The sequence below is a fragment of the Streptococcus ilei genome, from assembly GCF_000479335.1.
Lineage (GTDB): Bacteria > Bacillota > Bacilli > Lactobacillales > Streptococcaceae > Streptococcus > Streptococcus ilei.
On record NC_022584.1, the window covers coordinates 596,023 to 619,174 of the forward strand.

Consider the following 23,152-nt stretch of genomic DNA (forward strand, 5'->3'; position numbering starts at 1 on the left):
TTACGAAAATATTACATTTATTACAAAAATCACTTGACATCTGTAACAATAGGAGTATAATCTAAGTCAGAAAGATAAAGAGGTGATATTATGAAACGATCTTTGATTCGTTGGACTGCAGCCTCTCTTGTGGCTGCATCACTTGGACTTGCTTTGGGAGGGTGTGGCTCAAAAGATAAAACAACTTCCTCATCCGAAAAAGCTTCTAGCTCAAAAGTTGAGAAAAAACCAAAAGCTAGCTTAAATAAAAAAGCTACAGTTTCTTCTTCTCAAGCAAAAGAAAATACTACTCCTTCAAGTCAGGCAAGTAACCCGTCAGCTTCAACTGAACCGAACAAGGCAGAAGATACATCTTCAACTGATCAAGCAGTTGTTCCTGCAGCACTTGTCGGCACTTGGGTAGGATCTAGCCCTCAGGCGGATAGCATCAAAATGACTATTGAAGCTAATGGAGATATTACAACTGTCGTTAGCTTTAAAAATGATAGTGAACCAACCCGCACAGCCACCTATACTGCAAGAGCTATTCAAGCATCTGGTAATGTCTATTACTGGGAGTCAGAAGGTCTTAATGGCGCAGATGCTCTTCTTCCTGGTATTACTGGTTTAGGAGTAGCAAATTTCCGCTTCAAACCAGGATTTATCCTTGAGGAAGGTCATTATACTCCGATAGCCTTCACAACAGATATCAATACAGAATTTGACTATAGCAATTACAGAGATTTCCACTTCTCATTGACCAAAGAGCAATAAGGACAGGAAATTCTCTAATAAAAAAAAGAATAGTTGACCCTCAACATTCTTTTTTTTCTAGCCCTCAGGCGGATAGCATCAAAATGACTATTGAAGCTAATGGAGATATTACAACTGTCGTTAGCTTTAAAAATGATAGTGAACCAACCCGCACAGCCACCTATACTGCAAGAGCTATTCAAGCATCTGGTAATGTCTATTACTGGGAGTCAGAAGGTCTTAATGGCGCAGATGCTCTTCTTCCTGGTATTACTGGTTTAGGAGTAGCAAATTTCCGCTTCAAACCAGGATTTATCCTTGAGGAAGGTCATTATACTCCGATAGCCTTCACAACAGATATCAATACAGAATTTGACTATAGCAATTACAGAGATTTCCACTTCTCATTGACCAAAGAGCAATAAGGACAGGAAATTCTCTAATAAAAAAAAGAATGTTGACCCTCAACATTCTTTTTTTATGTTTTATTCACTTTCACAAATCAATTGGGTTAAACCCTTACTTCTTAGTCAGGGCCCAGCTCTTAGCCACAAGCTCAAAGAGAAGATCATCCTCCACTCGACCATCCAAGGGAATGCTGATCCAGTACTTCTTGTTCATATGATAAGCCGGATAGAAATGGGGTTCTTCTAAGAGTTGGCTGACATGATCCTGTTTAAGATTTAAGACCTCAATCTTCCCTTCCTGCCTCGCATCTAGCTTGGACCAGTCTATCTTCATCAAGACGCCAAACCATTTGAGATCCTTTTGATGACGGAAGACGCCCGAGTCCGGAGAACGGTCCCAGAGGTATTCGATAGGACGGTCATATTGCCGGCTGATCCAATCCACCAAGCGCTTGGTCTGAGGATACAAAAAATCTTTGACAGCAAAACAGGAGCTTCTGATATCCTCTAAGGCCTGCTGGCAAGCTTCTCTGACTTGGCCAACATATTGACCAACCATCTGGTCCATATGAAGCTGCACATAGTCGTCGCCTGTCTCCTGATCCACTAGCCAAAAATGCACTTGCTTACTTTGGACAGTCACATAAAGTTTGAAGTCTCCATCCAGGATCTGTTGATCATAGTGAAACTTCTCTCCCTGCTTTGAAAACCCATAAGCTAGAGCTTTTTCATTGTCTATACTGTATTTCTCAAAATAATCTGGTAAAAACACGTACTACTCCTTTCCTCCAGTATACCAAAAATCAAGAAAAAAGAGCTGAGATTTCTTCCTCAACTCATATATCTTTAAAAGACAACACGAGTTCCATGGACCTGATCCACCCCTGGAACATCAAGGAAAAGCTGACGATTCTCCAAAGAGACTCCTCCACCTGCCAAGATTTCTAACTGGCGATCTGCAAGCTGGGCATACTCTTCGTAGCGTTGCAACCGTTGTTCTAAGTCTGTTTCTGGACTGCCGGCTCTTGTTAATAGTCTCGTCACGCCTACTTTCTTCATCCACTCGATACTCGCAGCTTGATCTTCTAAAGGAATCTGGTCAAATGCCATATGCATGGTCAATTCAAATCCTTGACTGGCTTCGATGAAACGAAGCATGGCATCTTTATCCAGCTGATTGTCAGCAGTCAAAGCCCCAACAGCTAAACCATCAACACCCAGGTCACGGGCAATTTTCCAGTCTTCTAACATTATGTCTAGCTCTTGCTCAGAGTATACAAAATCTCCACCTCGTGGACGAATCATAACGATGACCTTTGCCTGATAATCTTTAGCAAGCTTCACAGCCTCTTTGATCACACCATAGCTTGGAGTCGTACCTCCAACCGCTAAGTTATCACATAATTCTACACGACGCGCTCCTGCTTGAAAAGCCTTCTCTAACAGTGTTATGTTCTCTGCACAAAATTCATATAACGGCATCCTAAATCTCCCTGTATTTGAAATCGTTTTCTTGTTCTACCTTACTCTTTTTTCATTTCTTTGTCAATTAGAAAAACCATCAGCCTCATCAGAAACCAATGGTTGATGCTTAATAGGAAATTGGAACAATAATCTGTAATACCATGTTCCCTTTTTCGACCTTCGCAGAATGGATTCGGTAGCCACTTGTCGGCATGGTCAATTTGATTTGATTCCCTATCATAGTAGCTCCTGTGCCCTCTTGGTTAACTTTTTCAGCAATCTTTGAAGCAACCAAGCTACGTGGAATCGGCAGATGTCCAAGACGGGCCCGTTCTAGGTTCAAGGTCAATTGTTGATCCGTCACACTAGCTGAAAAGTCCATGCTCACCATGGTTTCCACCGGTCCCAGTTCAATCGGAACCTGAACATTGATATACTCTCCATTCATAGCAACTGCTGTATTGAGGAGAGTTTCATCTGTCATTTCCCCTGCCATGGATTTAATAACTTGGCGCAATTGAGGAGAATTCAGTTGAAGCTCTGTTTGCAGGCCAGAAGCAGTCACGTCTGCTGTAGAGAAGCCTTCTTGAGCCAGATCTACCAGCGAAGTATTCACTGTTACATTTTTAAATTGCTCTTGAGTCGAAACCTTTGCTGGTATCAAGAAAACTGCTAAGACAATAACTAGGAGGAAGGTCAGTCCGATGAGTCGTTTGATCCATTTCCACATATGGTCACCTCTTTTCGTTTTGATGGATAGAAGAGAATTCACCTCTATCACTATTGATCTATTCTTTTTAAAATACGACTTCTATTCTACCCTAATTTTTCAAAAAAAGCGAACGAGAGGAATAAGGTGCACATAAGAAAAGAGGTGGAAAAAATCCCAACCCCTATTTGAATGTTAATGGAATTGCATCCCACCATCCACGATGATGGTTTGTCCTGTAATGTAGTTTGAATCAGGACCAGCAAGGAAGCTAACCGCTGCAGCGACATCTTCGGGTTCGGACAAACGTTTAAGGGTAATATCTTTAGCGAAAGTTTGCATACCCCATTCGTCATCTTTACCAGCGTTCTTACCAACTTCATGAGCGATATCATACATCATTGGAGTCTTAACGATACCAGGTGCATACGCATTGACAGTAATACCTGAATCAGCCAAGTCACGTGCCAAAGTTTGAGTGATACCACGAACTGCAAACTTAGTACCACCATAGACAGTCAAGTTAGGGTTACCTACAACACCTGCTTGTGAAGTTGCATTGATGATTTTTCCGCCATGGCCAAGCGCCTTGAATTGAGCTTGTGCAGCTTGAGCACCCCAGATGACACCACCAACGTTGATGGCAAAAGTGCGTTCAAATTGTTCTTCTGTAATCGTATCAAGTGGTGTAGTTGGAGCAACACCAGCGTTGTTAACGACAACATTTAAATCTCCGAAATGATCCACAACTTTTTGGAAAGCTGCAGCCACTTCAGCTTGTTTGGAGACATCAGCAACGACCGCAAAAGCATTCTCTGCTGATAACTCAGCTACTGCTTTTTCTGCTGTCTCAGCATTGTAGTCTAAGACTCCGACCTTGAAGCCATCTTGTACCAATCGTTTTGCAATCGCAAAACCGATCCCTTGACCTGCACCTGTGACAATAGCTACTTTAGACATATGATTCCTCCTTGGTATCCCCGATACCAGCAAACGTTCATAGAAGAACAGCAAAGGTTGACAGTCAGTTTTGGGTGAATCTATCATAAGTTCCTTCCAAAACTATGCTAACAGTATACTCCTTTGTGAAAAAAGTGTCAAACTCTAGCCTGTTATTTTCTAAAGTATTTTACAATCTATCTTATCTTTATTTAGTAATAGATTAACTGATTATAATAATTTTGAAAAGGGTTTTATATCTTGACAAAAACACTCCTATTGCCTATTGTTTTGGGCCTTATTTCATGCTACACTAATTATAAGACAATCAAATAATAAGGAGATCTAACAATGAAAGAATTCATGGATAAATTGAATAACCTACCTAAACCAGTTCAATACATTATTGCGATCATTATTTTCTTTATTGCGTTTTACATTTCTTATAGCTTGTTTTAAGTTAGAACGTACAAAGCTCTCTTTATCTGATACAGTATTTTAAAAGAGAGTGGGACAGAAATCGGTAATTCGTTAGAATTCGATTTCGTCGTCCCACCTCCTCACAGTTGAGTAGGGCTGTAAAAGCTGATGAAATCAGCGTGGTAGAGCCCACTCAACCACTGCGTCTTGCTCGATAATCCAAAGACAATTGAGAGGCTAGGACTTTTGTCCCAGCCTCTTTCATTTTTTAAAACATTTTAAAGACTGCTACTGCAAGTACTGCACCGATGATTGGACCAACTACTGGGATCCAAGCGTAACCCCAGTCACCATCTCCTTTGTTAGGAATAGGAAGGAGGCTGTGCATGATACGAGGTCCTAGGTCACGAGCTGGGTTGAGAGCGGAGCCTGTAGTTCCACCGAGAGACAAACCAATCCCTGCAATCAAGGTACCAACAGCAAAAGTACCAAGCCCTGCTTGAAGGTCATAAAGACCAAGCGCAAAGATAGTTAGTAGCAAGACAAAGGTTCCAAGGATTTCACTGATGAGGTTTGAAGTAGTGTCCTTAATTGCTGGACCAGTACTGAATGTTCCAAGGATATTTCCAGGATTTTCTTCTGCTAAGTAATGCGGTTTGAACTGCAACCAGACAAGGACTTGACCGACCATGGCTCCGGCAAATTGTGCAAGGATATAAGGAATGACAGATGCCCAAGCTAGGCCACCATTAAGAGCAATCCCAATTGTTACTGCAGGGTTCAAATGGGCCGGACTTAACTTACCAGAGATGAAGGCTGCGACAGCAACCGCAATCCCCCAACCAAGAGTAATGACGATCCAACCTGAGTTGTGGCTTTTCGTTTTTGGAAGAACCACTCCTGCTACAACCCCATTTCCCAGAAGAATGAGGATTAAAGTTCCTAAAAATTCACCAAATAATTCTTTCATATGATTTAATTCTCCATTATAAAGAGGGGAAGGTTAGACAGTCTTCTTTCCAACCCCTTTTTTGTTTTTCTTAGTTTTTTAATGCTTCCAAGTCATTGTTTTCCAAAGCGACTTGCAAGTCTTTGCGGTAGCCAACTTTTTCTTCTTCTGACCATTCATAGAAGCGGCCCATTTCATCCAAAACAGGTTCGATCATCGCATCTAAGCTATCCCGCATAAAGAGCATGTGGTTGGTACGACGAAGAAGGAAATCAACTGGGCTGAGTGCCAATTCATTGCGCATTGCATAGTGAAGTGACAAGGTATCTGCTAGGCTCAATCCAGGTGCTTGTTCCACGCTATGAGCAAGGGCGAAGACCTTAGGTGCATTGGAACCGTATAGGTTAGCTAGGTAGTGAGCTTCCTTGCTATCCAAGCCACGAGATACGCCAAGTTGAGCAAAGGCTTCGATTTCAGAATCCACGTTCGTTGGGTTAATTTCTCCACCTGATACTGGATAGGTCTTAGAGTTAATCAATTTGAACTGACGGTCGAACTCTTCCTTGAGAATGGTCAAGACACGCTCCATCGCTCCTTCAGCCATCTTGCGGTAGTCTGTAATCTTCCCACCAGCAAGGGTCAAAAGACCATTGTCATCGCGATCAAGGCTTGATCCACGAGAAACAGCAGATGGATCCAAATGTTTTTCAGAAGTGCTACCTTCCAAGTAGCTGATTGCTGATTCAACATCTTCACGCGATTTTTCTTTAGAAAGATAGCCTTCAACTGTTGCAATCAAAGCATTAAAGCTCTCATCACTGATAGTGCCGTTGTTTCCACCATTGTAGTCAGAAGCACTGTTTCCTGAGATCAACGGACGAAGACCAGCCCAGCTACTTTCGATATCATCGATGGTGATGTGAGCTTCTGGGAAGCGGTTATTCACGATTCCTAACAAGTAGTCGACATCTTCTTGAGTTACTGTTGGATGCTCTAAGTCGCCAGTGTAGTCCGTGTCAGTCGTTCCGAAGTAAGTTTTGTTTTCACGTGGCAAGACGAAGACCATCCGACCATCTCCAAGACCAGTATCAAAGTAGACTGGTTGAGAAACTTTGATCTTGCTTGAATCTACGACCAAGTGAACACCCTTGGTTGGACGCATTTGTGAATGCTGCTCTCCATCGTTTGAGAGGTTACGCACTTTATCGCTCCAAGGACCAGTTGTATTAATCACCAAACGAGCCTTGATTTCAAAGACTTGATCAGTCAAGAGATCACGCGCCACTACACCTGTGATCTTGCCAGATTCATCAAAGAGGAATCCTTCAGCTTTTACGTGGTTAGCAATGAGGGCCCCATCTTGGTTGGCACGTTTGATATTTTCAATCACCAAACGAGCATCGTTGTTACGGAAGTCTAGGTAGACCCCACCTCCGACTAGACCTTCTTGTTTCAACTCAGGCTCACGAGCCAACACTTCTTCTTTGGTCAAGACCTTGTTGGCAGCTGGAGTATTGCTGACACCTGCCAAGAGGTCATAGAGGTCCATGGCTACCTTAAGACGGAAGAGGCTAAAAGTTGCCCCATCTTCATCATAGACTGGTAAGAGCATTGGGTCTGGTTTTGGAATATGAGGAGCAATTTGTTGCACTACTGCACGTTCTGATACCGTATCTGATACCACTTCTACGTCAAATTGTTTGAGGTAACGAAGTCCACCGTGGACCAATTTTGTTGAACGGCTTGATGTCCCTTCCGCAAAGTCCTGCATTTCAATCAAACCTGTTTCAAGACCACTTGCTGCTGCCTGCAAGGCTACCCCAGCACCTGTGATCCCTCCCCCGATAATCAAAAGATCCAGGGTGCGTTCTTGCATTTTCTTAATCGATAATTCACGAGTTTTCTTTGAAAATTCCATAATTCTTCACTTTCTATCCTACTGAAGTCTTGACTAGTCTTCAATTTCTGCAAAGAGTTGGGTAGCTTTAACAGCTTTCTTCCATCCCTTGTAGAGTTGTTCTTTACGAGATTCGTTCATAGAAGGCTCGAAGAGTTCACCAGTTGCATTGAGTTCTTTCAATTCATCTAGGTCTTTCCAGTAGCCGACTGACAGGCCAGCAAGGAAGGCTGCCCCCAAAGCTGTTGTTTCCAAGTTTTTAGCACGAGCGATATCAATACCAAGAATATCCGCTTGGAACTGCATCAAGAAGTTATTCATAGCTGCTCCACCGTCCACTTTAAGGACTTGAATAGCCGTCTTAGCATCAACCTGCATAGTATCGATGATATCCCGTACTTGGTAAGCAATGGATTGAAGAGTCGCCTTAATAAAGTCTTCTTTGGTTGTTCCACGAGTCAAGCCAAAGACAGAACCACGAGCATTTTGATTCCAGTATGGTGCTCCTAGACCTGTGAAGGCCGGTACCACATAAACTTCATCATTGTTGTGAGAATCACGCGCATATTTTTCAGATTCAGGTGAGTTTTCCACCATACGAAGACCATCACGAAGCCATTGAATGGCACTACCCGCGATAAAGATGGATCCTTCTATGGCATAGTATACTTTCCCGTTAATTCCATATCCAATGGTAGTTAGCAAGTTATTTTCAGATAGCTGCATCTCTTCACCTGTATTCATGATGATGAAAGATCCAGTACCGTAAGTATTCTTGACCATACCTGGTTCGAAGGCCAACTGTCCAAAGAGGGCCGCTTGTTGGTCACCCGCCATACCAGAGATAGGAACTTCTCCACCGTAGAAATGGAAAGGAGCTGTTTTTCCATAGATTTCAGAGTTTGAACGCACTTCTGGAAGCATAGCCTTAGGAATATTGAGGACTTCCAAAATCTCATCATCCCATTTTAGGTCTTTAATATTGTAGAGCATGGTACGAGCAGCATTTGAATAGTCTGTTACGTGAGAAGCTCCGTCTGTCAACTTCCAAACCAACCAAGTATCGATGGTTCCGAAAAGCAATTCTCCTTTTTCAGCCCGTTCTTGTGCTCCTTCTACATGGTCCAAGATCCAGCGAATCTTAGTTGCTGAGAAGTAGGCATCAATGACCAAACCTGTTTTTTGGTGGAATTTTTCGACATACCCTTGGCTCTTAAGCTGTTCAGCTAAAGGAGCAGTTTGGCGAGACTGCCAGACAATGGCATTGTAGATTGGAAGTCCAGTATTCTTATCCCAAACAACGGTTGTTTCCCGTTGGTTGGTAATTCCGATAGCTTCGATTTGTCCTGGTTTGATGCCACTCTCGATAAAGGCACCAGCGATAACAGACTGAACAGAGTTCCAGATTTCATTTGGATTGTGTTCAACCCAACCAGCTTGAGGGAAAATTTGCGTGAACTCTTTTTGGCTAGAGCTTACTTTTTCTCCTTTTTTATTGAAAATGATGGCTCTTGAACTTGTTGTTCCTTGGTCAATGGCCATAATGTATTTTTCTTGTGACATGAACTGTCCTCCTGGGAAAAAGAAATATTCTTTAGGAGACGTACTCCTTACATTTTCTATTATACAATATAAACCGCTTTCATGATCATCAATTTTTTTAAGAATTTTAAAAAATTTGAGTAGATGGGTTCAGAACCCTTATTTCATAAGGATTTCTAAGACTTAGAAAAAATGAAATTTTTAGAAAAATCTAATAAAAAAGCCAGGCAGAACAATTCGTTTAGAATTTGTTCTGCCTAACCTCAAATTTTTAATTACTACTAATTCAGCTCAATAATATCGTAAAAGTCTCATTAAGCATTGAATAGCTTTATTAACCTTCTTCTTGGTAGATCATCTGGCGAATATTGGCTAGATCGATCATATCTAAATCATATTTTAAATAATAGACAGGAATCCGCTGGGTAAGGCTAATCGGATTGTTGGTCACGATCAAATCGTAATCTGAAGCTGGATCAAAGGCTTCAATGGTAATAAAACGATTGTACTCTAAGTAGCGCTTGAGGACTTCTGTCATCCGTGTATAGCCTAAATAGCCCACTGTTAAGTCTAAGCCGATCTTAATTTGTCTCCCACTATTTTCTGCGATATACTCCATTAATTGGAGCCACTCCCATTTGATTTTTTTATCCAGAGCTGTCCCTTGGCAAAAGATGGGAAGTTTACGAAAGATAGTATCTGCTACTTCTCTATAATCATGACTACTAAAGACATAGGGATTGTGGTTTTCAAGTTGGTACTTATATTTATCTTGAAGAAGGTAGCCTGTAAAAAGATAGACCTGACCATAAATTTGGCTGAGCTCATAGGTCACAGGGCCTTCGATATAATCCCCTAACAACTTCCGGGTTTTCATTTCTTGAATGAGTTGCGTTGTTAGATGACCAATCTCCCCCCCAAAGCCTAAGATGTACTCCATCGTATGAAGCGGAAGGATCCGATGGGTGACAAGGAAAGCAAAGAGGACTAGCATCTCTCCATCATCATGGCTAAGAGCAATGTGTTTCCCAGAAAAGAGCTGGTTTACCCGACCAAACAACCGTTGGTAAAAAATATTGTCCGTATAGCCCTTCATCTTCTGTTCAATTTCTCGAAACTGACAGGCATTGATCTTGAGTCTTTGCTGAGTAATATGGGACCAGAGAACATAATCCAAGCGTTGGCCTTGAGACAACTGGGCACCACAGAGTTCTTCTAAGGTTTCAATTTCGCTTTGTCTTTCCTTCTTGTCAAGTTCTTGTTTCCAGTCTGCACTAGCCCAGACCTTTCGTAACAAACCAAAATAAAAATAACGAATCTTATGTTCAGGGCCCTTGAGTCGCCCATTGTGGATGGAAAATTGAAACTCAGTTAATAATTTGTTTAAGCCCGAAATATGACGTCCTAATGTCGCTTCACTAATCAAGAGTTCCTGAGCTAGTTGCTGGGCTTGAAACTGGCCATGATAAAGTAAATAGATCAATAGTTGGTACTTGATCGAATTGTCCAAAAAAGCCCGTCGAATGTCACGTCCCTTTGTATCTGCCCCCACAAGAAGGCGAAGATGTTCATCTTCTAGCTCAATGGAAAGGGCCAGCTGATTCTCTTGGGCCTTGTCATTGATTAGTGAAAGATATTTGTTCAAGGTTGCTTTGGAAAAATCTGTCTCCGCCATCACTTCTGACAGACTGCTTGGAGAATGTTGTAGCAGATGAGACAAGATTAAAAACTGCCCACCCTCACTTTTTTCCATTAAATCAGCTAAATGCATTTTCAGAAAACCCTTCCATTATTCTATCCTTAGAGTACCATAATTTAGCCAAAACAAAAAACAATCTGTTTCTATCCTCATTAGAATAAACAAAAAGAGCCCTAAGGCTCTTTTAACTAGTAGTTCAAATGCTTATCAAGATCTGCTCTGATCTAAGCGATTTAAGAATTCCATAGTCGGGCTGTCCTGGTAAAGTTCTTTGAGAGGAATCTTATAATAGGCAGAGATTTCGTCCGAAGTCACACCGTAACGAATCAAAAGATCATAAATACGATTTAAATCATGACGTAATTCATCCGTTATGAGAACATTATCGCTTGTTTCTTTTGTTCTCCAAGAAAAAAATGGCAGAACTTCCTTCGTTTCTATTAAAATAGTTTGTAATAAAGTTCCCCCATGACTATCCTTCTGAGAGATATCTGCTCCAAGTTCCAACATTTTTTTAAAAACCTTAAAGGTTTGGTCAGCCTTTTCCTTAGACGAATACAACTCATATTGACCATTCCAACGTTTGATCATCCGCCTACAGTCAAATACAGCTCTTCCACCGGCTGTTTGGATGACCGGTTGACAAAATGGATTCAGCTCTGTCGGCTCTTCAATAAAGTTAAGATCTGCCCCTCTATCAATGAGTAAGTCCGCAATATCTAAATGTCCCGATTTGATAGCGACTTGCAGAAGGGATTGGCCTTGATCTCTCTTAGGTTTATCACCTGAAACAGCATTGACTTCTTCAGGCTTTTTATCCAATATCTGACGGACTCCTTCGATATCTCCTCTTCGCAATAACTGAAAAGTTTTTTGCATGGTCTTCCCCCTCTCATATTACGGATCAGAATGACACTGTGGTTAAACTTTATCCAATCTATGACTCTTCGTTAAATTTATTATATCATTTTACAGACTCCTATATGATAGAATATGTCATTAACTAAACAGTTTTTTCACCTAATAAAAAAGAAAACTCCCATCGAAATTGGATGAGAGATTGAAGGCTTTTTTATGATTTTCGTATGGCCACTAGCCAAGAGGCTAATAGAATTTCAAAAATAACCAGAAGAATAATCTGAGTGAGTGAACTCTGAACCAACATGAGAACAGCTAGACTATCGATCAGCATATGAGCGAGGATACAAGGAACAGCTCCTTTTGAGTACTCCTTGAGAGCTCCAAATAGGAAGGTATTTCCTAAAATCATCAGGTAAAAGATGAGATAGTTGGACGAACCTGCTGTAATCCAAGGAACTTGATAGATAGGGATATGCCAGAGGAACCAAACAAGGGAAAGTACCATCATTTTAGATACAAAGTGCTTACTAAAGGAAAGATGCTCTTGTAAAAACCAACGCCATCCAACTTCTTCTAGACCTCCATATAAAAAAGTCCATGGGAAATACAGGAAGAAGGCCAAGAGGGAGTTCCCTGTAATGCTAACATTCATGAGCAAGAATGAGATCCCATAATAGATGACTGGAATTAGCAAAGTTAGAAACCAAGTCTTGGTGCTCTCTTTCTGTAAAAAAGTTTGTTTGAAAAATTCTCCAAGGGATCTGGTTTCACCTAAGACGATGGAAAAGCAAATAGCCGTTATCATAGGAATCGAATTCATCAGGATGAAAAGCAAAGAGCCTCCCAAACTCCTTCCATCTGAGAAAAACCATAGTTCAACTTTGCCCTACTAGAAAAGTAGCAAGGAGGGCAGTTACCGAATACCAGAAGGCAACGCCTTGTTCTAAAAATATTTTTTTCATTTTTCCTCCGTAACGGGATAATCAATTAGATAGATTGCACCCTAATCCGCATCGACCCAAAGATGGTATTGTTCACAATGGAGACATCGAAAGAGGTAGCCACACATGTCACCATCCTTGACTAAGTATTCAGCCACATCCTGAAATTCATCACGCGCCTCATATTCTTCCAAAACTTGCTCTGCAATGCCCATCTCTTCCAGTTCACGAGTGCCAACTGTCCCCATATAGGCACAGTAGTCTTGGCAACAGGAGAGCCAATATTCGCCCTGCCAGCTACTATAGCCTGGAGTTTGACAGAAGAGGAGCTGGTCTTTTTCCTTATCCATTACCCCTTGCCAATCAGCATCTTGGATAAACTCTGCTTCAAACTTTTGGGCAGCACGACCAGTAGAAATACAAGTTGGACAAAGATGTCTTATCTCTTCTACACAATAAGGTCTCAGAGCATAATAGATGGTGTGATCTTCCCCACACGAAGGGCAGGTCTTAGGCTCGCCTTCCTTAAAGGAACCCGTCGCTAGTGGATCCGGATGATAGCGGAAGGTTGGCAATTCACTGACTTTCTCCTTATGAGCCTCTTTTTCTTTTTCGGTCAAGGGACGAGAGAGAGCAAAACGATCTCCATGACTATGACTCATCTTTTCTAAGGTAAAAAGTTTCTTAACTTGCTTACGATCTGACTTGTCGACAAGCCCCAAAAAGAGCGTATAAGCACTGGCATATAAGCCCAACTCTTGGTAGACATCCACCAAGACCTGCTTAGCTTCTGGAGTTTCCAGTAAGTTCAGCCGATCCGCAAATTCATAGAGAGCTAGGACGCTGGATGAATCCTTATCTTGCGCTTGGAACTGCTTTTTCAAGTGGATATATTCTTTCATAGAGTCGTTCATAGAATTGCTCACTTTCGTTTTTACAGAGAATTAAATCTTGGTGTCATTTCTATTCTAGCGCTGAAAATGTACTTTAAAGCCATACTTACCAGCATTTAGCTTGAGTTTTTCAACCAGCACTTCATTCCGCTTGCTTCTACCAAAAAAGAAAGGTATGGTCTTTCCATTTCTGAGTTCGATATAGAAAGCGTAGCGACTTCCACCACCAGCGCGACCACGAAGCAACAAGTAGCTTAGCTGCTTAATCTCTTTCAGTGGGATCATTCGCCGACTGAAACACCAAGGCTCATGAATGTAGAAGATACCATAGCTAATATGAAAAGGGGCAAAGAAGGGACCGCCACTACGTTTCACGATTAGTCTTCTTCTCAGGAAAAGGAGAAGACTGAAAAAGAGCAAGAAAACTAGCACAAATAGAATCGGAGCACTCTCCATCATCTTTCTAATTTCTAACACGCTACCCTGCATCCTCTATTTCATTTCAACCCATTTTTCATTGTCCATGATAAAGGGCTTGGCTAGACCTTCACCTGTGTAATCCTGGTATTTGGTCTCCAAGTATTTGTAGACATCTTCCTTGGTCGCAAACTTGATCGCTTGATAGGGCTCTTCAAAGGTCAGCTTTTCGACAAAGAGGTAGCCGTCCTTGGCAGGAACCAAGACACCGACGTGCCCGACAAATAGGGAATTGCCATCTAGGTTATCATGAACGATTACGGAAAGCATGCGGGCATTTTCATTGAATTTGAAATTGGCAAAATACTCTTCCATCTTTTTAGCATGGACCTTGACATCCGTTGTATCCTCTGTCGGAACCCGTGAATACAGAATGTTAAAGGCTTCCTTGTCTGCCTCATCGAAGACTTTCCCTTTTTCAATCGCATCATTGTCCACGAACAATAGTTCACTATCCGCTTTCATCTTAGGAATCTCGATGCGATTCTTCAGCAAGGTATAACTATTGATCCGGCAGTTGGTCCCGACGAAATCGCCCTTCTGCTTGGTCCACAAGTCACTAATCTTCTCGACATTGTAGTCTGTTTTCTTGAACTTGCTGAAGTCACCCGTCAAGCCAACAGATCCAACGATGCTATCATAATCCGTTACTAGACCAAGAAACTTGTCAACACTTTCCTGATCCAAATAAGCAGACAAGAGCGTCCGCACTTCTTCGACGCTTTCCTTGCTATTGAGGTTACTGTAGGTTCCCTTGTAGTGCTCCTTGTCTGAATGGGACTGCTGCACTGTGGAACTTGCCTGTTTTTCCTTGGATTGCTTTTGGTTGCTACCACAAGCCGCTAAAGCAAAGATCGCCAAGGCACAGCTGGTAAGGAGCATGATTTTTTTAGATGGTTTCATAAAGTAATTCCTTTTCTATATATTAAGATGTTTTGTAATATGATACATTTCTTTTTCCTATCGAATCTCCTTCTCCTATATTATAGTTTAAAACTAGCTTTGCTCCAACTATTTTTTACGAATTGAGGAAACTTTATAAGTAGCAAAAAAAGAGCTGGCAGACTATCCAGCTCTTCAATGAATAATGAATCCTATTTAATCTTGTGTTTGTTCATCTTTTCTTCAAAGACTTCCGTCATAATGACTCGCAATTCTTCCCGTTCTTTTTCAGGAAGGTCTCCTTGGCGCTTGGCTACAGCATAGAGTTCAGGATAGCGCATAGCCACACGTTCGATCGTCTTTGTTGTCGCATGTCCTCTGACAAAGAAAGGAATGCGCTTGATCCATTCTTGAGGTACAAGAGCAAGCAACTTTTTCGCTGCTTCTTTATCCGAAATCTCAGCTGTACTCAAACCTTGCTTGATTTGTTCTTGTTCTTTTTCTGTAAAATCTTTTAATTCCATATGAATCTCCTTATTCTACTAATTTCATTACCCAAGGACACATTATACACCTATGTAATGAATAGTACAATTAAAGTAACTGAAAAATAGAGCAAGGTAAAATCATCCCTTACTCTATTTTTTAGTCGTTAACTTTCATGAAGTTTATTAATCTCCAATTTATTGTGGAGCATCTCCTTTTTGCTTTAAGTAATAGTCACTGTTCAACTAGCGATTATAGATAGTAATCGTGTTTTAATCATCATCATGCCACTTTTTATTAATTTTCTATCCTAGTTATTTTAGATTCATTAGACTCTTTTAGGTTCTTCAGATCAACACTAGAAGTATTGTTTAATTCGACCAATCAATTTTAGCATGCTCTATTGCGTACTCGGCTTCCTCTTGAGTAAATTTTCTATTTTCAACAAGTATTTCTAACATCTTTTCTTTCGTAATCTTGCCACCTCTTACATAAGATTCCGCTTCTTTCACAGCATTCTCCTTCCAATCGAAATTTACTTGTTCTACAGCATAATCAGCCTCTTCTTGAGTAAATAGTTCAACATTTATCAGTTGCTCTGCTAACTTTTCTTTTGAATAACGATACTTTTGAAGTGATTTTGCTGCTAAAACAGCCTGCTCTTTCCAGTCTATATTAAGCTTATATACAGCGTACTGGTTAGCGCCTTCAGAATAATTATAAATCTTTATTTTATTTTTGATAGCCTGCATCGAAATAGGAGAATCCGCTGACAGATTTTTAGCTGTTTCATATGCCCTATCAAATTCTTTTTCTACTAAAGTTGGAGAAAAAAGTTTTTTAACAAGCAAATTAAATAATAATTCGAAATTATCATTATATTCATCAATTGGATTAGAGTATTTTTCTACAGGATAAGTTACTTTTTTCCATGAATAACTCGAATAATTATGAGCATTCTCATAAGCTCTATAATAACTACTTAACATAAGAGCTATCACTCCTACCATCAATACAAAAATCGTCAAAATAAATATTAAAAAATTTTTCATAATGAATACCTTTACTTATTTTTAAGCTAATTAATTAGATCCATAAAAGACTCAACACATGTGACATGACCTCTGGGAAATGTTATACCTGGCCAGTCCTCTTTTTTTCGATCAATAACAAGAACTCTATTGCCATCTCTTACCATACAAAGATTTGTAAACTCAACGGTCTCATTCATACAGATAGTTCCTAACTATGTTTGTCTTTTTCTTTAAGAACAGGATAAACATTCTGTATCCTATTCTTCTTTTAGTTGTACTTGAGTATGGGCTAGCAGGTCACCTAGATGTCTCTTATCTTTCCTAAACAGCGTCATTGCCAGTAGCAAAACTGCGAGTAGAGTCGCCGAAATCGAGAGGATAATGGATAATCCATCAAAATTTCTATAGAAGCCATGAATCGTGCCCATATGACCAAGTTGCCAAGGTAAAAATTTGATGATATTTCTGATGAAGCTAGCTTGCACTGTTTTTTTCTGGTAGACCAGTTCAAGTCCCGCTTTTACCTTCCCAAAACTCCCATTTTTTGTATAATCCAAGAATGTGAAAAGGAGCATGATTGGCAAAACAGAGGTGAAAAATACAAGCCACTGCGACTGAATTTCTGTAAACTCTGGGACGCCATTAAAAAAGATCATGTAAATAAGCATCGAACATAAAAATAGAAAAACTAAATAAGCTAGAATGAAAAGATAATCAAACAGAAATTCTGTCTTTCTTTTTTTAAACGAAATAGGATTGATTGCTAATATCTTCATCACTGTCTCCCCCTTTCTCATCTCCTATTATAATATAAGGGTACGAATAAAGAAACCATTTATATAAAGAGGCTGGGACAAAAGTCCTAGCCTCTCAATTGTCTTTGGATTGTCGAGCAAGACGCAGTGGTTGAGTGGGCTCTACTACGCTGATTTCATCAGCTTTTACAGCCCTACTCAACTGTGCGGAGGTGGGACAACGAAATCGAATTCTTACGAATTACCGATTTCTGTCCCACTCTCTTTCTTACTTATCTTCTCTATAAATAACAAAGCCATTTGGCTGAATGATCAATCGATCATCGGAAATGCTTCCATGACTGATCAGATCTGCCTGTCCGCTTTCTAGGACAATGTCTTTCTTTGAGTGGTTAAAGTAGGCTTTGATAATATCACCTTCATATTGCCATTTCACTGCTACCACATCTGGTTCAATCTCTTCCAAGCTAACCTTGCCATACTGAATCATGCCCGCTACTTCTTTTCGGAGCTGGATCAAGTCCTTCATAAAGTTCAGCATGTCATTGTCCGCTGACACGCGCTCCCAAGGCATGACACGGCGGCAATCTGGGTCTGGACCACCGATGAGGGCTAGCTCCGTTCCATAATAGATACAAGGCGTTCCGCGTTGCAGATAGAGGAAGGCCAGAGCAGACTTGACGGACTGAAGATCGCCTTTAGCCGTCGTCAAAATGCGCTCTGTATCATGGGAGTCCAAGAGGTTAAACATGACCTCAGAAATCTGCTGTCTGTAGTACATGGACTGGCTATTGATCTCCCAAATGAAGCGTTTGGTCTCCTTATGCCCCCGCAGGAAATAATCCTTGATACTTTCAGAGAGGGGATAGTTCATAACGGCATGGAACTCATCGCCCTTGAGCCATGGTTGGGACGAATGCCAGATTTCTCCGAGGATATAGAGATCCGGCTTCTTGGCTAAGACCGCCTTACGGAAATCCCGCCAGAATTGATGGTCGATCTCATTAGCCACATCCAGTCGCCAAGCATCAATATCAAACTCTTCAATCCAGTAAGTCGCCACCTTCAAGAGATAGGCCTTCACCTCAGGATTAGCCGTATTGAGCTTAGGCATAAAGCCCGCAAAGGCAAAAGCATGGTAAGACAAGTCGCGACTATTCCACAGATTATCTGTCTCTACCGGGAATTCTTTAATATGGAACCAGTCCTTATAAATCGAATCTTCCCCGTATTTGACCACATCTTGCCATTGGGGTGAATCATAGCCAATATGGTTGAAGACGGCATCCAGCATGATCTTCATCCCACGCGCATGGGCCTCTTTCACTAGCTGGCGGAAGGTCTCCTTATCTCCAAAATGCCGATCAATTTCAAAATAATCAATGGTATCGTACTTGTGGTTACTTGGAGACTCAAAAATAGGACAAAGGTAGAGCCCTGTGATCCCTAACTCCTGCAAGTAGTCCAGATGATCGATGATCCCTTGCAAATCACCACCAAAGAAATCCAATACTTGAGGAGCAATAGAGGCATCCCAAGGACGAACACCTTCTGGTGAAATGGCTGGATTCCCATTGGCAAAGCGCTCAGGAAAAATCTGATACCAAACCGTCTGCGCCACCCATTCCGGAACAGCACACCCATCAATCTCATGGATAAAAGGAAGCTTAAAGCCGTTCATGACAAAGTTTAAATTCTCCTTGTTGTAGGCTGCTACACCTCGGTCCCCGTACAAGATCTTCTCTCCCGCTGTGTCCTCTAATTCAAAGAGGTACTGGATCCGTGCATGGCGGACAGATACCGACACTTGCCAATAATCAAAGAGGTCGTCGGTCGTCACCTTGTCCATTTCCTTAGTTGCCTCATAAAGATCCTCTATAAAAATAAAGGGATCTCCATAGTGCAAGACAATTCGTTTGATATCTTCTTTCTTGGTCCGGATGCGAATGTGAAGCTGGCCGTCCTTATAAAGATAGGCGTACTCCGATTCAGGCCGGTGATAAATCGCTGTTAATTCCATCTGTCTCGTCTCCTACTATACTCTCTTTTCATCATTTACCGTTTTATGCAAACGATTCCATAAACTATTTCTAGTATACTACTTTATAAAAACGTTTGCAAGATTCTGAGAGATAATTTTAGATTACTCACTTTTTATAATTGTATTGCACACAAAAAGCCCAACAATTGGGCTTTCTCATTATCAAAATAACTTATAGTCATTCCTTACTTGTATGCCGCTTTCCAAGACTTAGCGCTTGCTCTTCTGACATTTCAACTACTTTCGCAAAGTTGGTATTTCGTGGCATGCTATCTTTAGAATACCAATAAACATCCGCACTCCCATTTCTGGCCACATAAACAACTGGAGCTAGTTGAGGAGTTGGCTCTGCAGGCTCGACAGGTTGGACTGGTGCTGCAGGCTCTACAGGTTGAACTGGCTGTGCAGGCATTGCTGGCTGACTCGGTTGAGGGGCTTGAATTGGTTGCGTCTCTACAGAAGGACTAGCAGGTTGAGGTTGACTACTAGGTTCTGTCGGCACTAAAGATGGCTTGGCAGTCCCCTTCAGATAGTCAATGGTCGCATTCTTAGAGTAGTTGTCCAAGGTAACGGTGGTAATACCATAAGCATCTACTGACTCTTTGGGACTACTTAAATTGATTGGTAGAAGGTTGCCATCTCGATCAATTCCTACATATTGCAAGGTCACCTGCCGAGGAATCAATTCATCCCCCGTATAGACCGGAGTCACCTTGTAGTCTAACCAGTAATTTGGATGAGTGGCCAGCCAGCTATCGAGTCGTTTCTCGTAGTAGAGCATGCCCTCCACATTGCTATCCGCTGTCCCTTTATAATTCCCCGTATTGGTCCATGCAGTTAGAGGAACCAGATTTTTCCCTTCATTGGTCAGACCGCTAAACTGATAGCCGATCAAATGCCCTCTATGGAACAACCAGGCCTTCTTTCCCTTGTTTCCATAAGCAATCTTATAATTGTGCCAGCCAACCGGATTATAGCTGAGACGTGGCTCTCTTTTCTGCTTAGGTTCATCCTTATCCTGCAGCTGAATATGAGCGGAGGTCGCACGACCTAAATGATCAAATTCCCCCAGTACTAGCTGCTTATTGCTATTAAAAGTCAGTAGATGAAGACTCTGGTAATCGAGTCCAGTTTGCTCAGCTTGGGCCCCTTGAACAAAAGTTAAGGTCATGAAAACCGCGACTATCCCAACGATGACATTTTTCAAAAATCGTTTTGTAACCATAATAAACTCCCGTATTACTATCTAGTATTATTATAGCAGAAAAAAGCGGTTACAAACATAGAAGATCTGTTTAGATTTCGATTTTTAGTTTTACCAAATATAACGATGGATCCCCTATACCAAGTTTTTACAGCAAGTCTACATTTATACCAGCTTCATCTTTCAATTATATGTTTTTAATGAGTTAATTTTCAATTTGATGTTCTTTGATATACAAAATACGGACCAGTATTTAAATATATAAAATGATCTACAACAATCCTAAATCAACTTATATTCATACCACTCTTCGTCTACTTTCTGAAATCCCAAAGCCAAAAACATTCTTTGACTTTGAGTATTAAAAGGATAAATTTGAGCAGTTACCTTAACCATTTCTTTCTCTTTGGCCATCTGTATCATTTCAGAAATACACCGTCTTCCGATCTGTAAATTCTGATACTCTTTGCTGATCACTATAGAAAGCTCTGAATTATCTTGAAGTGTCACATCTCCAACTAACACTCCCTCATATTGGATATAATAGCAAGAACCATGTGAAGATAGGTAATCATACATTTTATGAAGTTTTGTTACATCGTAAATCTGATCAGTATTATCCACCTGTTTGCAAACCTCACTATCTTGATACCAAAGAAGGGAGATCTCATCATTCCTATAATAAGGAATAAGAGTGATCTGATCGTCTACTATTCTATTCATCATGAATTGTTCTTATTTCTATTTAGAGCTTTCTTCCGATACTTCAATATTCCCAATCAACCAATTGGACATCTTTTTGCCTTTGTCTTTATAAGGGTTGGGAGGAAACAAGGTAAATGGGGGAATGCTGGCATCTGGGAAGAATAGTTCTACGCTTATCGTTCGCTCGCGGTTATTGTTGACGTAGGCTGTAAAATAGATATGGTAATGTCCGCTCACATCACCACCATTATCATACTCTCCTCTAGCAGTATTTGGTAAGAGCGTCACAGATTTTATGTCTTGCCTTTCCTGAGCTAAGTGTGCGATGATTTCACTCTTAATAGCAGCCTCATGATTTCTGACAAAATTCCCATCATCACTATATCCAGGATGCTCACTAAGAGAATAGAAAATAATGACCATCAGAAAAGGTAGGGAAACTAAAAAAATAATCAGCTTATTCGATTTTAACATGGGGTCCTCATCCTACTTATAAAAAATCTTGACCCAATCCTGCTTTGCACTGAGTATACGAGCAACATACACTGTATGCTTCTCAATATAATAAAATGCGAGATAGTTCTCTATTGGCATATAACGATAGGGTTTCACATCATTCGTCATCTCACCATAGCCCCGGCTTGATACCAGAGGACAGGCTTCTGGAAACAGTTCTAGGGTCTCAAGAGCACTTAATAGCAAATCAACTTTGCCATCTGCAGCTTGCTGGCTATAAAAATTCACAAGAATATAGTCGTGAATGCCACGCAAGTCCTGCTTAGCCTGATCTGCAAGAAAGACCTGATAGCGTTTCAACTTAGTCAAGACCAAATTCCTTTCTCACATCGGCTACAGAAGTGACTTTCCCTTGAGCAATTTCATGGTGCCCAACTAAAATCTCCTTCTTCAAATCCTCAAAGGCCACTTGATACTGCGTGTTCTGCAAATCACTTGAAACAAATTCTCTTGGATCCACAGTCCCGTTAGCAATTTTTCGAAGTGCTGCATTTAGGACATCTGACACAGAAATTTTTTCATCAGCAAGTACCTCTTTTGTTTTCTGGTAAAACATCTCATCTGCTCGAAAATTCACTGCTTTCGTGTTTGCCATTTCTACCTCTCCTTTGTACATACAATTTGTATATACATTCTACCATACGAAAGAGAAGGGATTCAAGTGAAAAATGGATTCTTCTTTCACTAAATCTAATTAAGAGATACCGTTAGTTAATCTATATTCTTTCTCTCGTGTCAACTGATACCTCTTAGAATCAACAATTTAAGTAGATTCCACATCTTAATTTAACAACTCCAAGTAATTTTAGTCAATTATATTAGATATATTTTATTAATTTCTTTATAGTAAATTCCTATTTCTCTAGCCAAAAGAACGCTTGGTTTAACATCTCTTTTGTTTGTCCAATGATACACGGTCCATGAGAAATAATAATATTCTTAGGTTCCCATTTCTTTATTTTATGATAACTCTTCAATGCTTGTTTTTTACCAAATAAAAAGGTCATTCTTAAATCTCTTGGTGTTTTACCATTTGGATAGTGATTATCACCTATTTTTAACAGTAGCTTTTCAAAAATCGATAAATTTTCTGTTTCTATGTTTTCAATAAGATCCGTTAAAATTAGAGTTGAACTTTCAGTATGGAAAAAAACAACCTCTTTCACGTAAAAACTTCCCTCAAATGTTGTAAAACAAATTTCCTCGTTCCAATTGGCTTTCTCTAGTTCATGACCATAATATAAATTCATTCCCGATTTTCTGGCACGCTTTTGAACACCACTAGCTAGCCATACTTCTGCTTCCGGAAATAGTTCGTGCCACTCATTTATATAACTATAATGTAAGACATTGGGTGCAATAAGGTGTTTTACCTCACCTAATTGCTTGATTTCAAAAAGTAAATTATCACTAGGCTTAATCGGCGAATGCACCCAAAGACCACCATTCTGCAGACGGATAACTGTCATTCTAGTTGAAAAAGGCACTTTGAAGAGTTTGAAATTCATCAGTACTTCTTCCCCATCTACAATCCAGAGGTTATCTGCTATCTTTTTTAATGAATTGAGCGGACTATATTTTTTGACTTCCATGAAACTC

Annotated in this window: 24 protein-coding genes and 2 pseudogenes; 2 read left to right on the forward strand and 24 right to left on the reverse strand. The window is 40.6% G+C overall.

Annotation, left to right across the window (positions count from 1 at the left end; genetic code table 11):
- Window positions 1–90: 90 nt before the first annotated feature.
- On the forward strand, window positions 91–753 hold the full coding sequence (locus N596_RS02965; protein WP_023023430.1) for a hypothetical protein: 663 nt from the start codon (window positions 91–93) through the stop codon (window positions 751–753).
- Window positions 754–836: 83 nt separating this feature from the next.
- On the forward strand, window positions 837–1,157 hold the full coding sequence (locus N596_RS02970) for a hypothetical protein (protein WP_023026890.1): 321 nt from the start codon (window positions 837–839) through the stop codon (window positions 1,155–1,157).
- Window positions 1,158–1,251: 94 nt separating this feature from the next.
- On the opposite strand, the gene N596_RS02975 is transcribed toward N596_RS02970, so the two are convergent.
- The 24 genes and pseudogenes from N596_RS02975 to N596_RS03085 form a co-directional block, all read right to left on the reverse strand.
- Window positions 1,252–1,911, reverse strand: coding sequence for an MmcQ/YjbR family DNA-binding protein (locus tag N596_RS02975; protein ID WP_023023432.1), 660 nt, complete (start codon window positions 1,909–1,911; stop codon window positions 1,252–1,254).
- Window positions 1,912–1,985: 74 nt separating this feature from the next.
- The gene (locus N596_RS02980; RefSeq protein ID WP_023023434.1) at window positions 1,986–2,621 is read right to left on the reverse strand and encodes a copper homeostasis protein CutC; all 636 of its coding nucleotides are present in this window, start codon (window positions 2,619–2,621) and stop codon (window positions 1,986–1,988) included.
- A 109-nt stretch (window positions 2,622–2,730) separates the two neighbouring features.
- Window positions 2,731–3,333: a hypothetical protein gene (locus tag N596_RS02985; protein WP_023023435.1), complete on the reverse strand. Its 603-nt coding sequence runs from the start codon at window positions 3,331–3,333 to the stop codon at window positions 2,731–2,733.
- 174 nt (window positions 3,334–3,507) lie between these two features.
- The gene (locus N596_RS02990; protein WP_023023545.1) at window positions 3,508–4,272 is read right to left on the reverse strand and encodes a (S)-acetoin forming diacetyl reductase; all 765 of its coding nucleotides are present in this window, start codon (window positions 4,270–4,272) and stop codon (window positions 3,508–3,510) included.
- 667 nt (window positions 4,273–4,939) lie between these two features.
- Entirely contained in the window at window positions 4,940–5,641 is a 702-nt protein-coding gene (locus N596_RS02995; protein ID WP_023023547.1) for an MIP/aquaporin family protein, read from the reverse strand.
- 70 nt (window positions 5,642–5,711) lie between these two features.
- Window positions 5,712–7,538, reverse strand: a complete 1,827-nt coding sequence (gene glpO, locus N596_RS03000; protein WP_023023549.1) for a type 1 glycerol-3-phosphate oxidase — start codon at window positions 7,536–7,538, stop codon at window positions 5,712–5,714.
- 33 nt (window positions 7,539–7,571) lie between these two features.
- A complete protein-coding gene (glpK, locus tag N596_RS03005) occupies window positions 7,572–9,080 on the reverse strand; it encodes a glycerol kinase GlpK (protein WP_023026892.1) in 1,509 nt (502 codons plus the stop codon).
- A 313-nt stretch (window positions 9,081–9,393) separates the two neighbouring features.
- The gene (locus N596_RS03010; protein WP_023026893.1) at window positions 9,394–10,830 is read right to left on the reverse strand and encodes a helix-turn-helix domain-containing protein; all 1,437 of its coding nucleotides are present in this window, start codon (window positions 10,828–10,830) and stop codon (window positions 9,394–9,396) included.
- 135 nt (window positions 10,831–10,965) lie between these two features.
- On the reverse strand, window positions 10,966–11,637 hold the full coding sequence (locus tag N596_RS03015) for an ankyrin repeat domain-containing protein (RefSeq protein WP_023026894.1): 672 nt from the start codon (window positions 11,635–11,637) through the stop codon (window positions 10,966–10,968).
- 193 nt (window positions 11,638–11,830) lie between these two features.
- Window positions 11,831–12,581 (reverse strand): annotated as a pseudogene (locus N596_RS03020) (CPBP family intramembrane glutamic endopeptidase).
- 41 nt (window positions 12,582–12,622) lie between these two features.
- Window positions 12,623–13,474 (reverse strand): CbrC family protein, encoded by an 852-nt coding sequence (locus tag N596_RS03025; RefSeq protein WP_023026895.1) that lies wholly within the window; start codon window positions 13,472–13,474, stop codon window positions 12,623–12,625.
- A 54-nt stretch (window positions 13,475–13,528) separates the two neighbouring features.
- On the reverse strand, window positions 13,529–13,942 hold the full coding sequence (locus N596_RS03030) for a hypothetical protein (RefSeq protein WP_023026896.1): 414 nt from the start codon (window positions 13,940–13,942) through the stop codon (window positions 13,529–13,531).
- Window positions 13,943–13,945: 3 nt separating this feature from the next.
- The gene (locus tag N596_RS03035) at window positions 13,946–14,833 is read right to left on the reverse strand and encodes a DUF4300 family protein (RefSeq protein WP_023026897.1); all 888 of its coding nucleotides are present in this window, start codon (window positions 14,831–14,833) and stop codon (window positions 13,946–13,948) included.
- Between the two features lie 191 nt (window positions 14,834–15,024).
- A complete protein-coding gene (locus N596_RS03040; protein WP_023026898.1) occupies window positions 15,025–15,336 on the reverse strand; it encodes a hypothetical protein in 312 nt (103 codons plus the stop codon).
- A 333-nt stretch (window positions 15,337–15,669) separates the two neighbouring features.
- A complete protein-coding gene (locus N596_RS03045; RefSeq protein WP_023026899.1) occupies window positions 15,670–16,350 on the reverse strand; it encodes an Ltp family lipoprotein in 681 nt (226 codons plus the stop codon).
- A gap of 32 nt (window positions 16,351–16,382) precedes the next feature.
- Window positions 16,383–16,529 (reverse strand): annotated as a pseudogene (locus tag N596_RS10405) (DNA mismatch repair protein MutT); the annotation flags it as partial.
- Window positions 16,530–16,589: 60 nt separating this feature from the next.
- Window positions 16,590–17,129, reverse strand: coding sequence for an RDD family protein (locus tag N596_RS03050; RefSeq protein ID WP_023026900.1), 540 nt, complete (start codon window positions 17,127–17,129; stop codon window positions 16,590–16,592).
- Between the two features lie 226 nt (window positions 17,130–17,355).
- Window positions 17,356–19,107 (reverse strand): glycoside hydrolase family 13 protein, encoded by a 1,752-nt coding sequence (locus tag N596_RS03055; protein WP_023026901.1) that lies wholly within the window; start codon window positions 19,105–19,107, stop codon window positions 17,356–17,358.
- Between the two features lie 199 nt (window positions 19,108–19,306).
- Complete coding sequence (locus tag N596_RS03060; protein ID WP_023026902.1) at window positions 19,307–20,353, reverse strand: DNA/RNA non-specific endonuclease; 1,047 nt, start codon at window positions 20,351–20,353, stop codon at window positions 19,307–19,309.
- Between the two features lie 261 nt (window positions 20,354–20,614).
- Window positions 20,615–21,058: a GNAT family N-acetyltransferase gene (locus N596_RS03065; protein ID WP_023026903.1), complete on the reverse strand. Its 444-nt coding sequence runs from the start codon at window positions 21,056–21,058 to the stop codon at window positions 20,615–20,617.
- 15 nt (window positions 21,059–21,073) lie between these two features.
- On the reverse strand, window positions 21,074–21,511 hold the full coding sequence (locus N596_RS03070) for a hypothetical protein (RefSeq protein WP_023026904.1): 438 nt from the start codon (window positions 21,509–21,511) through the stop codon (window positions 21,074–21,076).
- A 12-nt stretch (window positions 21,512–21,523) separates the two neighbouring features.
- Window positions 21,524–21,862, reverse strand: a complete 339-nt coding sequence (locus N596_RS03075) for a type II toxin-antitoxin system RelE/ParE family toxin (RefSeq protein WP_023026905.1) — start codon at window positions 21,860–21,862, stop codon at window positions 21,524–21,526.
- Window positions 21,855–22,148: a hypothetical protein gene (locus tag N596_RS03080; protein ID WP_042361118.1), complete on the reverse strand. Its 294-nt coding sequence runs from the start codon at window positions 22,146–22,148 to the stop codon at window positions 21,855–21,857. The genes N596_RS03075 and N596_RS03080 overlap by 8 nt, the downstream gene beginning before the upstream one ends.
- 259 nt (window positions 22,149–22,407) lie before the next feature.
- Complete coding sequence (locus tag N596_RS03085; RefSeq protein ID WP_003003604.1) at window positions 22,408–23,145, reverse strand: DUF4336 domain-containing protein; 738 nt, start codon at window positions 23,143–23,145, stop codon at window positions 22,408–22,410.
- Between the last annotated feature and the right edge of the window lie 7 nt (window positions 23,146–23,152).

Coding starts and splice junctions, on each gene's coding strand:
- N596_RS03015 (WP_023026894.1), bottom strand. CDS start 11,637: ATGCAAAAAACTTTTCAGTTATTGCGAAGAGGAGATATCGAAGGAGTC.
- N596_RS03085 (WP_003003604.1), bottom strand. CDS start 23,145: ATGGAAGTCAAAAAATATAGTCCGCTCAATTCATTAAAAAAGATAGCA.
- N596_RS02990 (WP_023023545.1), bottom strand. CDS start 4,272: ATGTCTAAAGTAGCTATTGTCACAGGTGCAGGTCAAGGGATCGGTTTT.
- N596_RS02985 (WP_023023435.1), bottom strand. CDS start 3,333: ATGTGGAAATGGATCAAACGACTCATCGGACTGACCTTCCTCCTAGTT.
- N596_RS03010 (WP_023026893.1), bottom strand. CDS start 10,830: ATGCATTTAGCTGATTTAATGGAAAAAAGTGAGGGTGGGCAGTTTTTA.
- N596_RS03040 (WP_023026898.1), bottom strand. CDS start 15,336: ATGGAATTAAAAGATTTTACAGAAAAAGAACAAGAACAAATCAAGCAA.
- glpO (WP_023023549.1), bottom strand. CDS start 7,538: ATGGAATTTTCAAAGAAAACTCGTGAATTATCGATTAAGAAAATGCAA.
- N596_RS02970 (WP_023026890.1), top strand. CDS start 837: ATGACTATTGAAGCTAATGGAGATATTACAACTGTCGTTAGCTTTAAA.
- N596_RS03050 (WP_023026900.1), bottom strand. CDS start 17,129: ATGAGAAAGGGGGAGACAGTGATGAAGATATTAGCAATCAATCCTATT.
- N596_RS03055 (WP_023026901.1), bottom strand. CDS start 19,107: ATGGAATTAACAGCGATTTATCACCGGCCTGAATCGGAGTACGCCTAT.
- N596_RS03065 (WP_023026903.1), bottom strand. CDS start 21,058: ATGATGAATAGAATAGTAGACGATCAGATCACTCTTATTCCTTATTAT.
- N596_RS03035 (WP_023026897.1), bottom strand. CDS start 14,833: ATGAAACCATCTAAAAAAATCATGCTCCTTACCAGCTGTGCCTTGGCG.
- N596_RS02995 (WP_023023547.1), bottom strand. CDS start 5,641: ATGAAAGAATTATTTGGTGAATTTTTAGGAACTTTAATCCTCATTCTT.
- N596_RS03060 (WP_023026902.1), bottom strand. CDS start 20,353: ATGGTTACAAAACGATTTTTGAAAAATGTCATCGTTGGGATAGTCGCG.
- N596_RS02965 (WP_023023430.1), top strand. CDS start 91: ATGAAACGATCTTTGATTCGTTGGACTGCAGCCTCTCTTGTGGCTGCA.
- N596_RS03080 (WP_042361118.1), bottom strand. CDS start 22,148: ATGGCAAACACGAAAGCAGTGAATTTTCGAGCAGATGAGATGTTTTAC.
- N596_RS02980 (WP_023023434.1), bottom strand. CDS start 2,621: ATGCCGTTATATGAATTTTGTGCAGAGAACATAACACTGTTAGAGAAG.
- N596_RS03025 (WP_023026895.1), bottom strand. CDS start 13,474: ATGAACGACTCTATGAAAGAATATATCCACTTGAAAAAGCAGTTCCAA.
- N596_RS03030 (WP_023026896.1), bottom strand. CDS start 13,942: ATGCAGGGTAGCGTGTTAGAAATTAGAAAGATGATGGAGAGTGCTCCG.
- glpK (WP_023026892.1), bottom strand. CDS start 9,080: ATGTCACAAGAAAAATACATTATGGCCATTGACCAAGGAACAACAAGT.
- N596_RS03045 (WP_023026899.1), bottom strand. CDS start 16,350: ATGAAAAATTTTTTAATATTTATTTTGACGATTTTTGTATTGATGGTA.
- N596_RS03070 (WP_023026904.1), bottom strand. CDS start 21,511: ATGTTAAAATCGAATAAGCTGATTATTTTTTTAGTTTCCCTACCTTTT.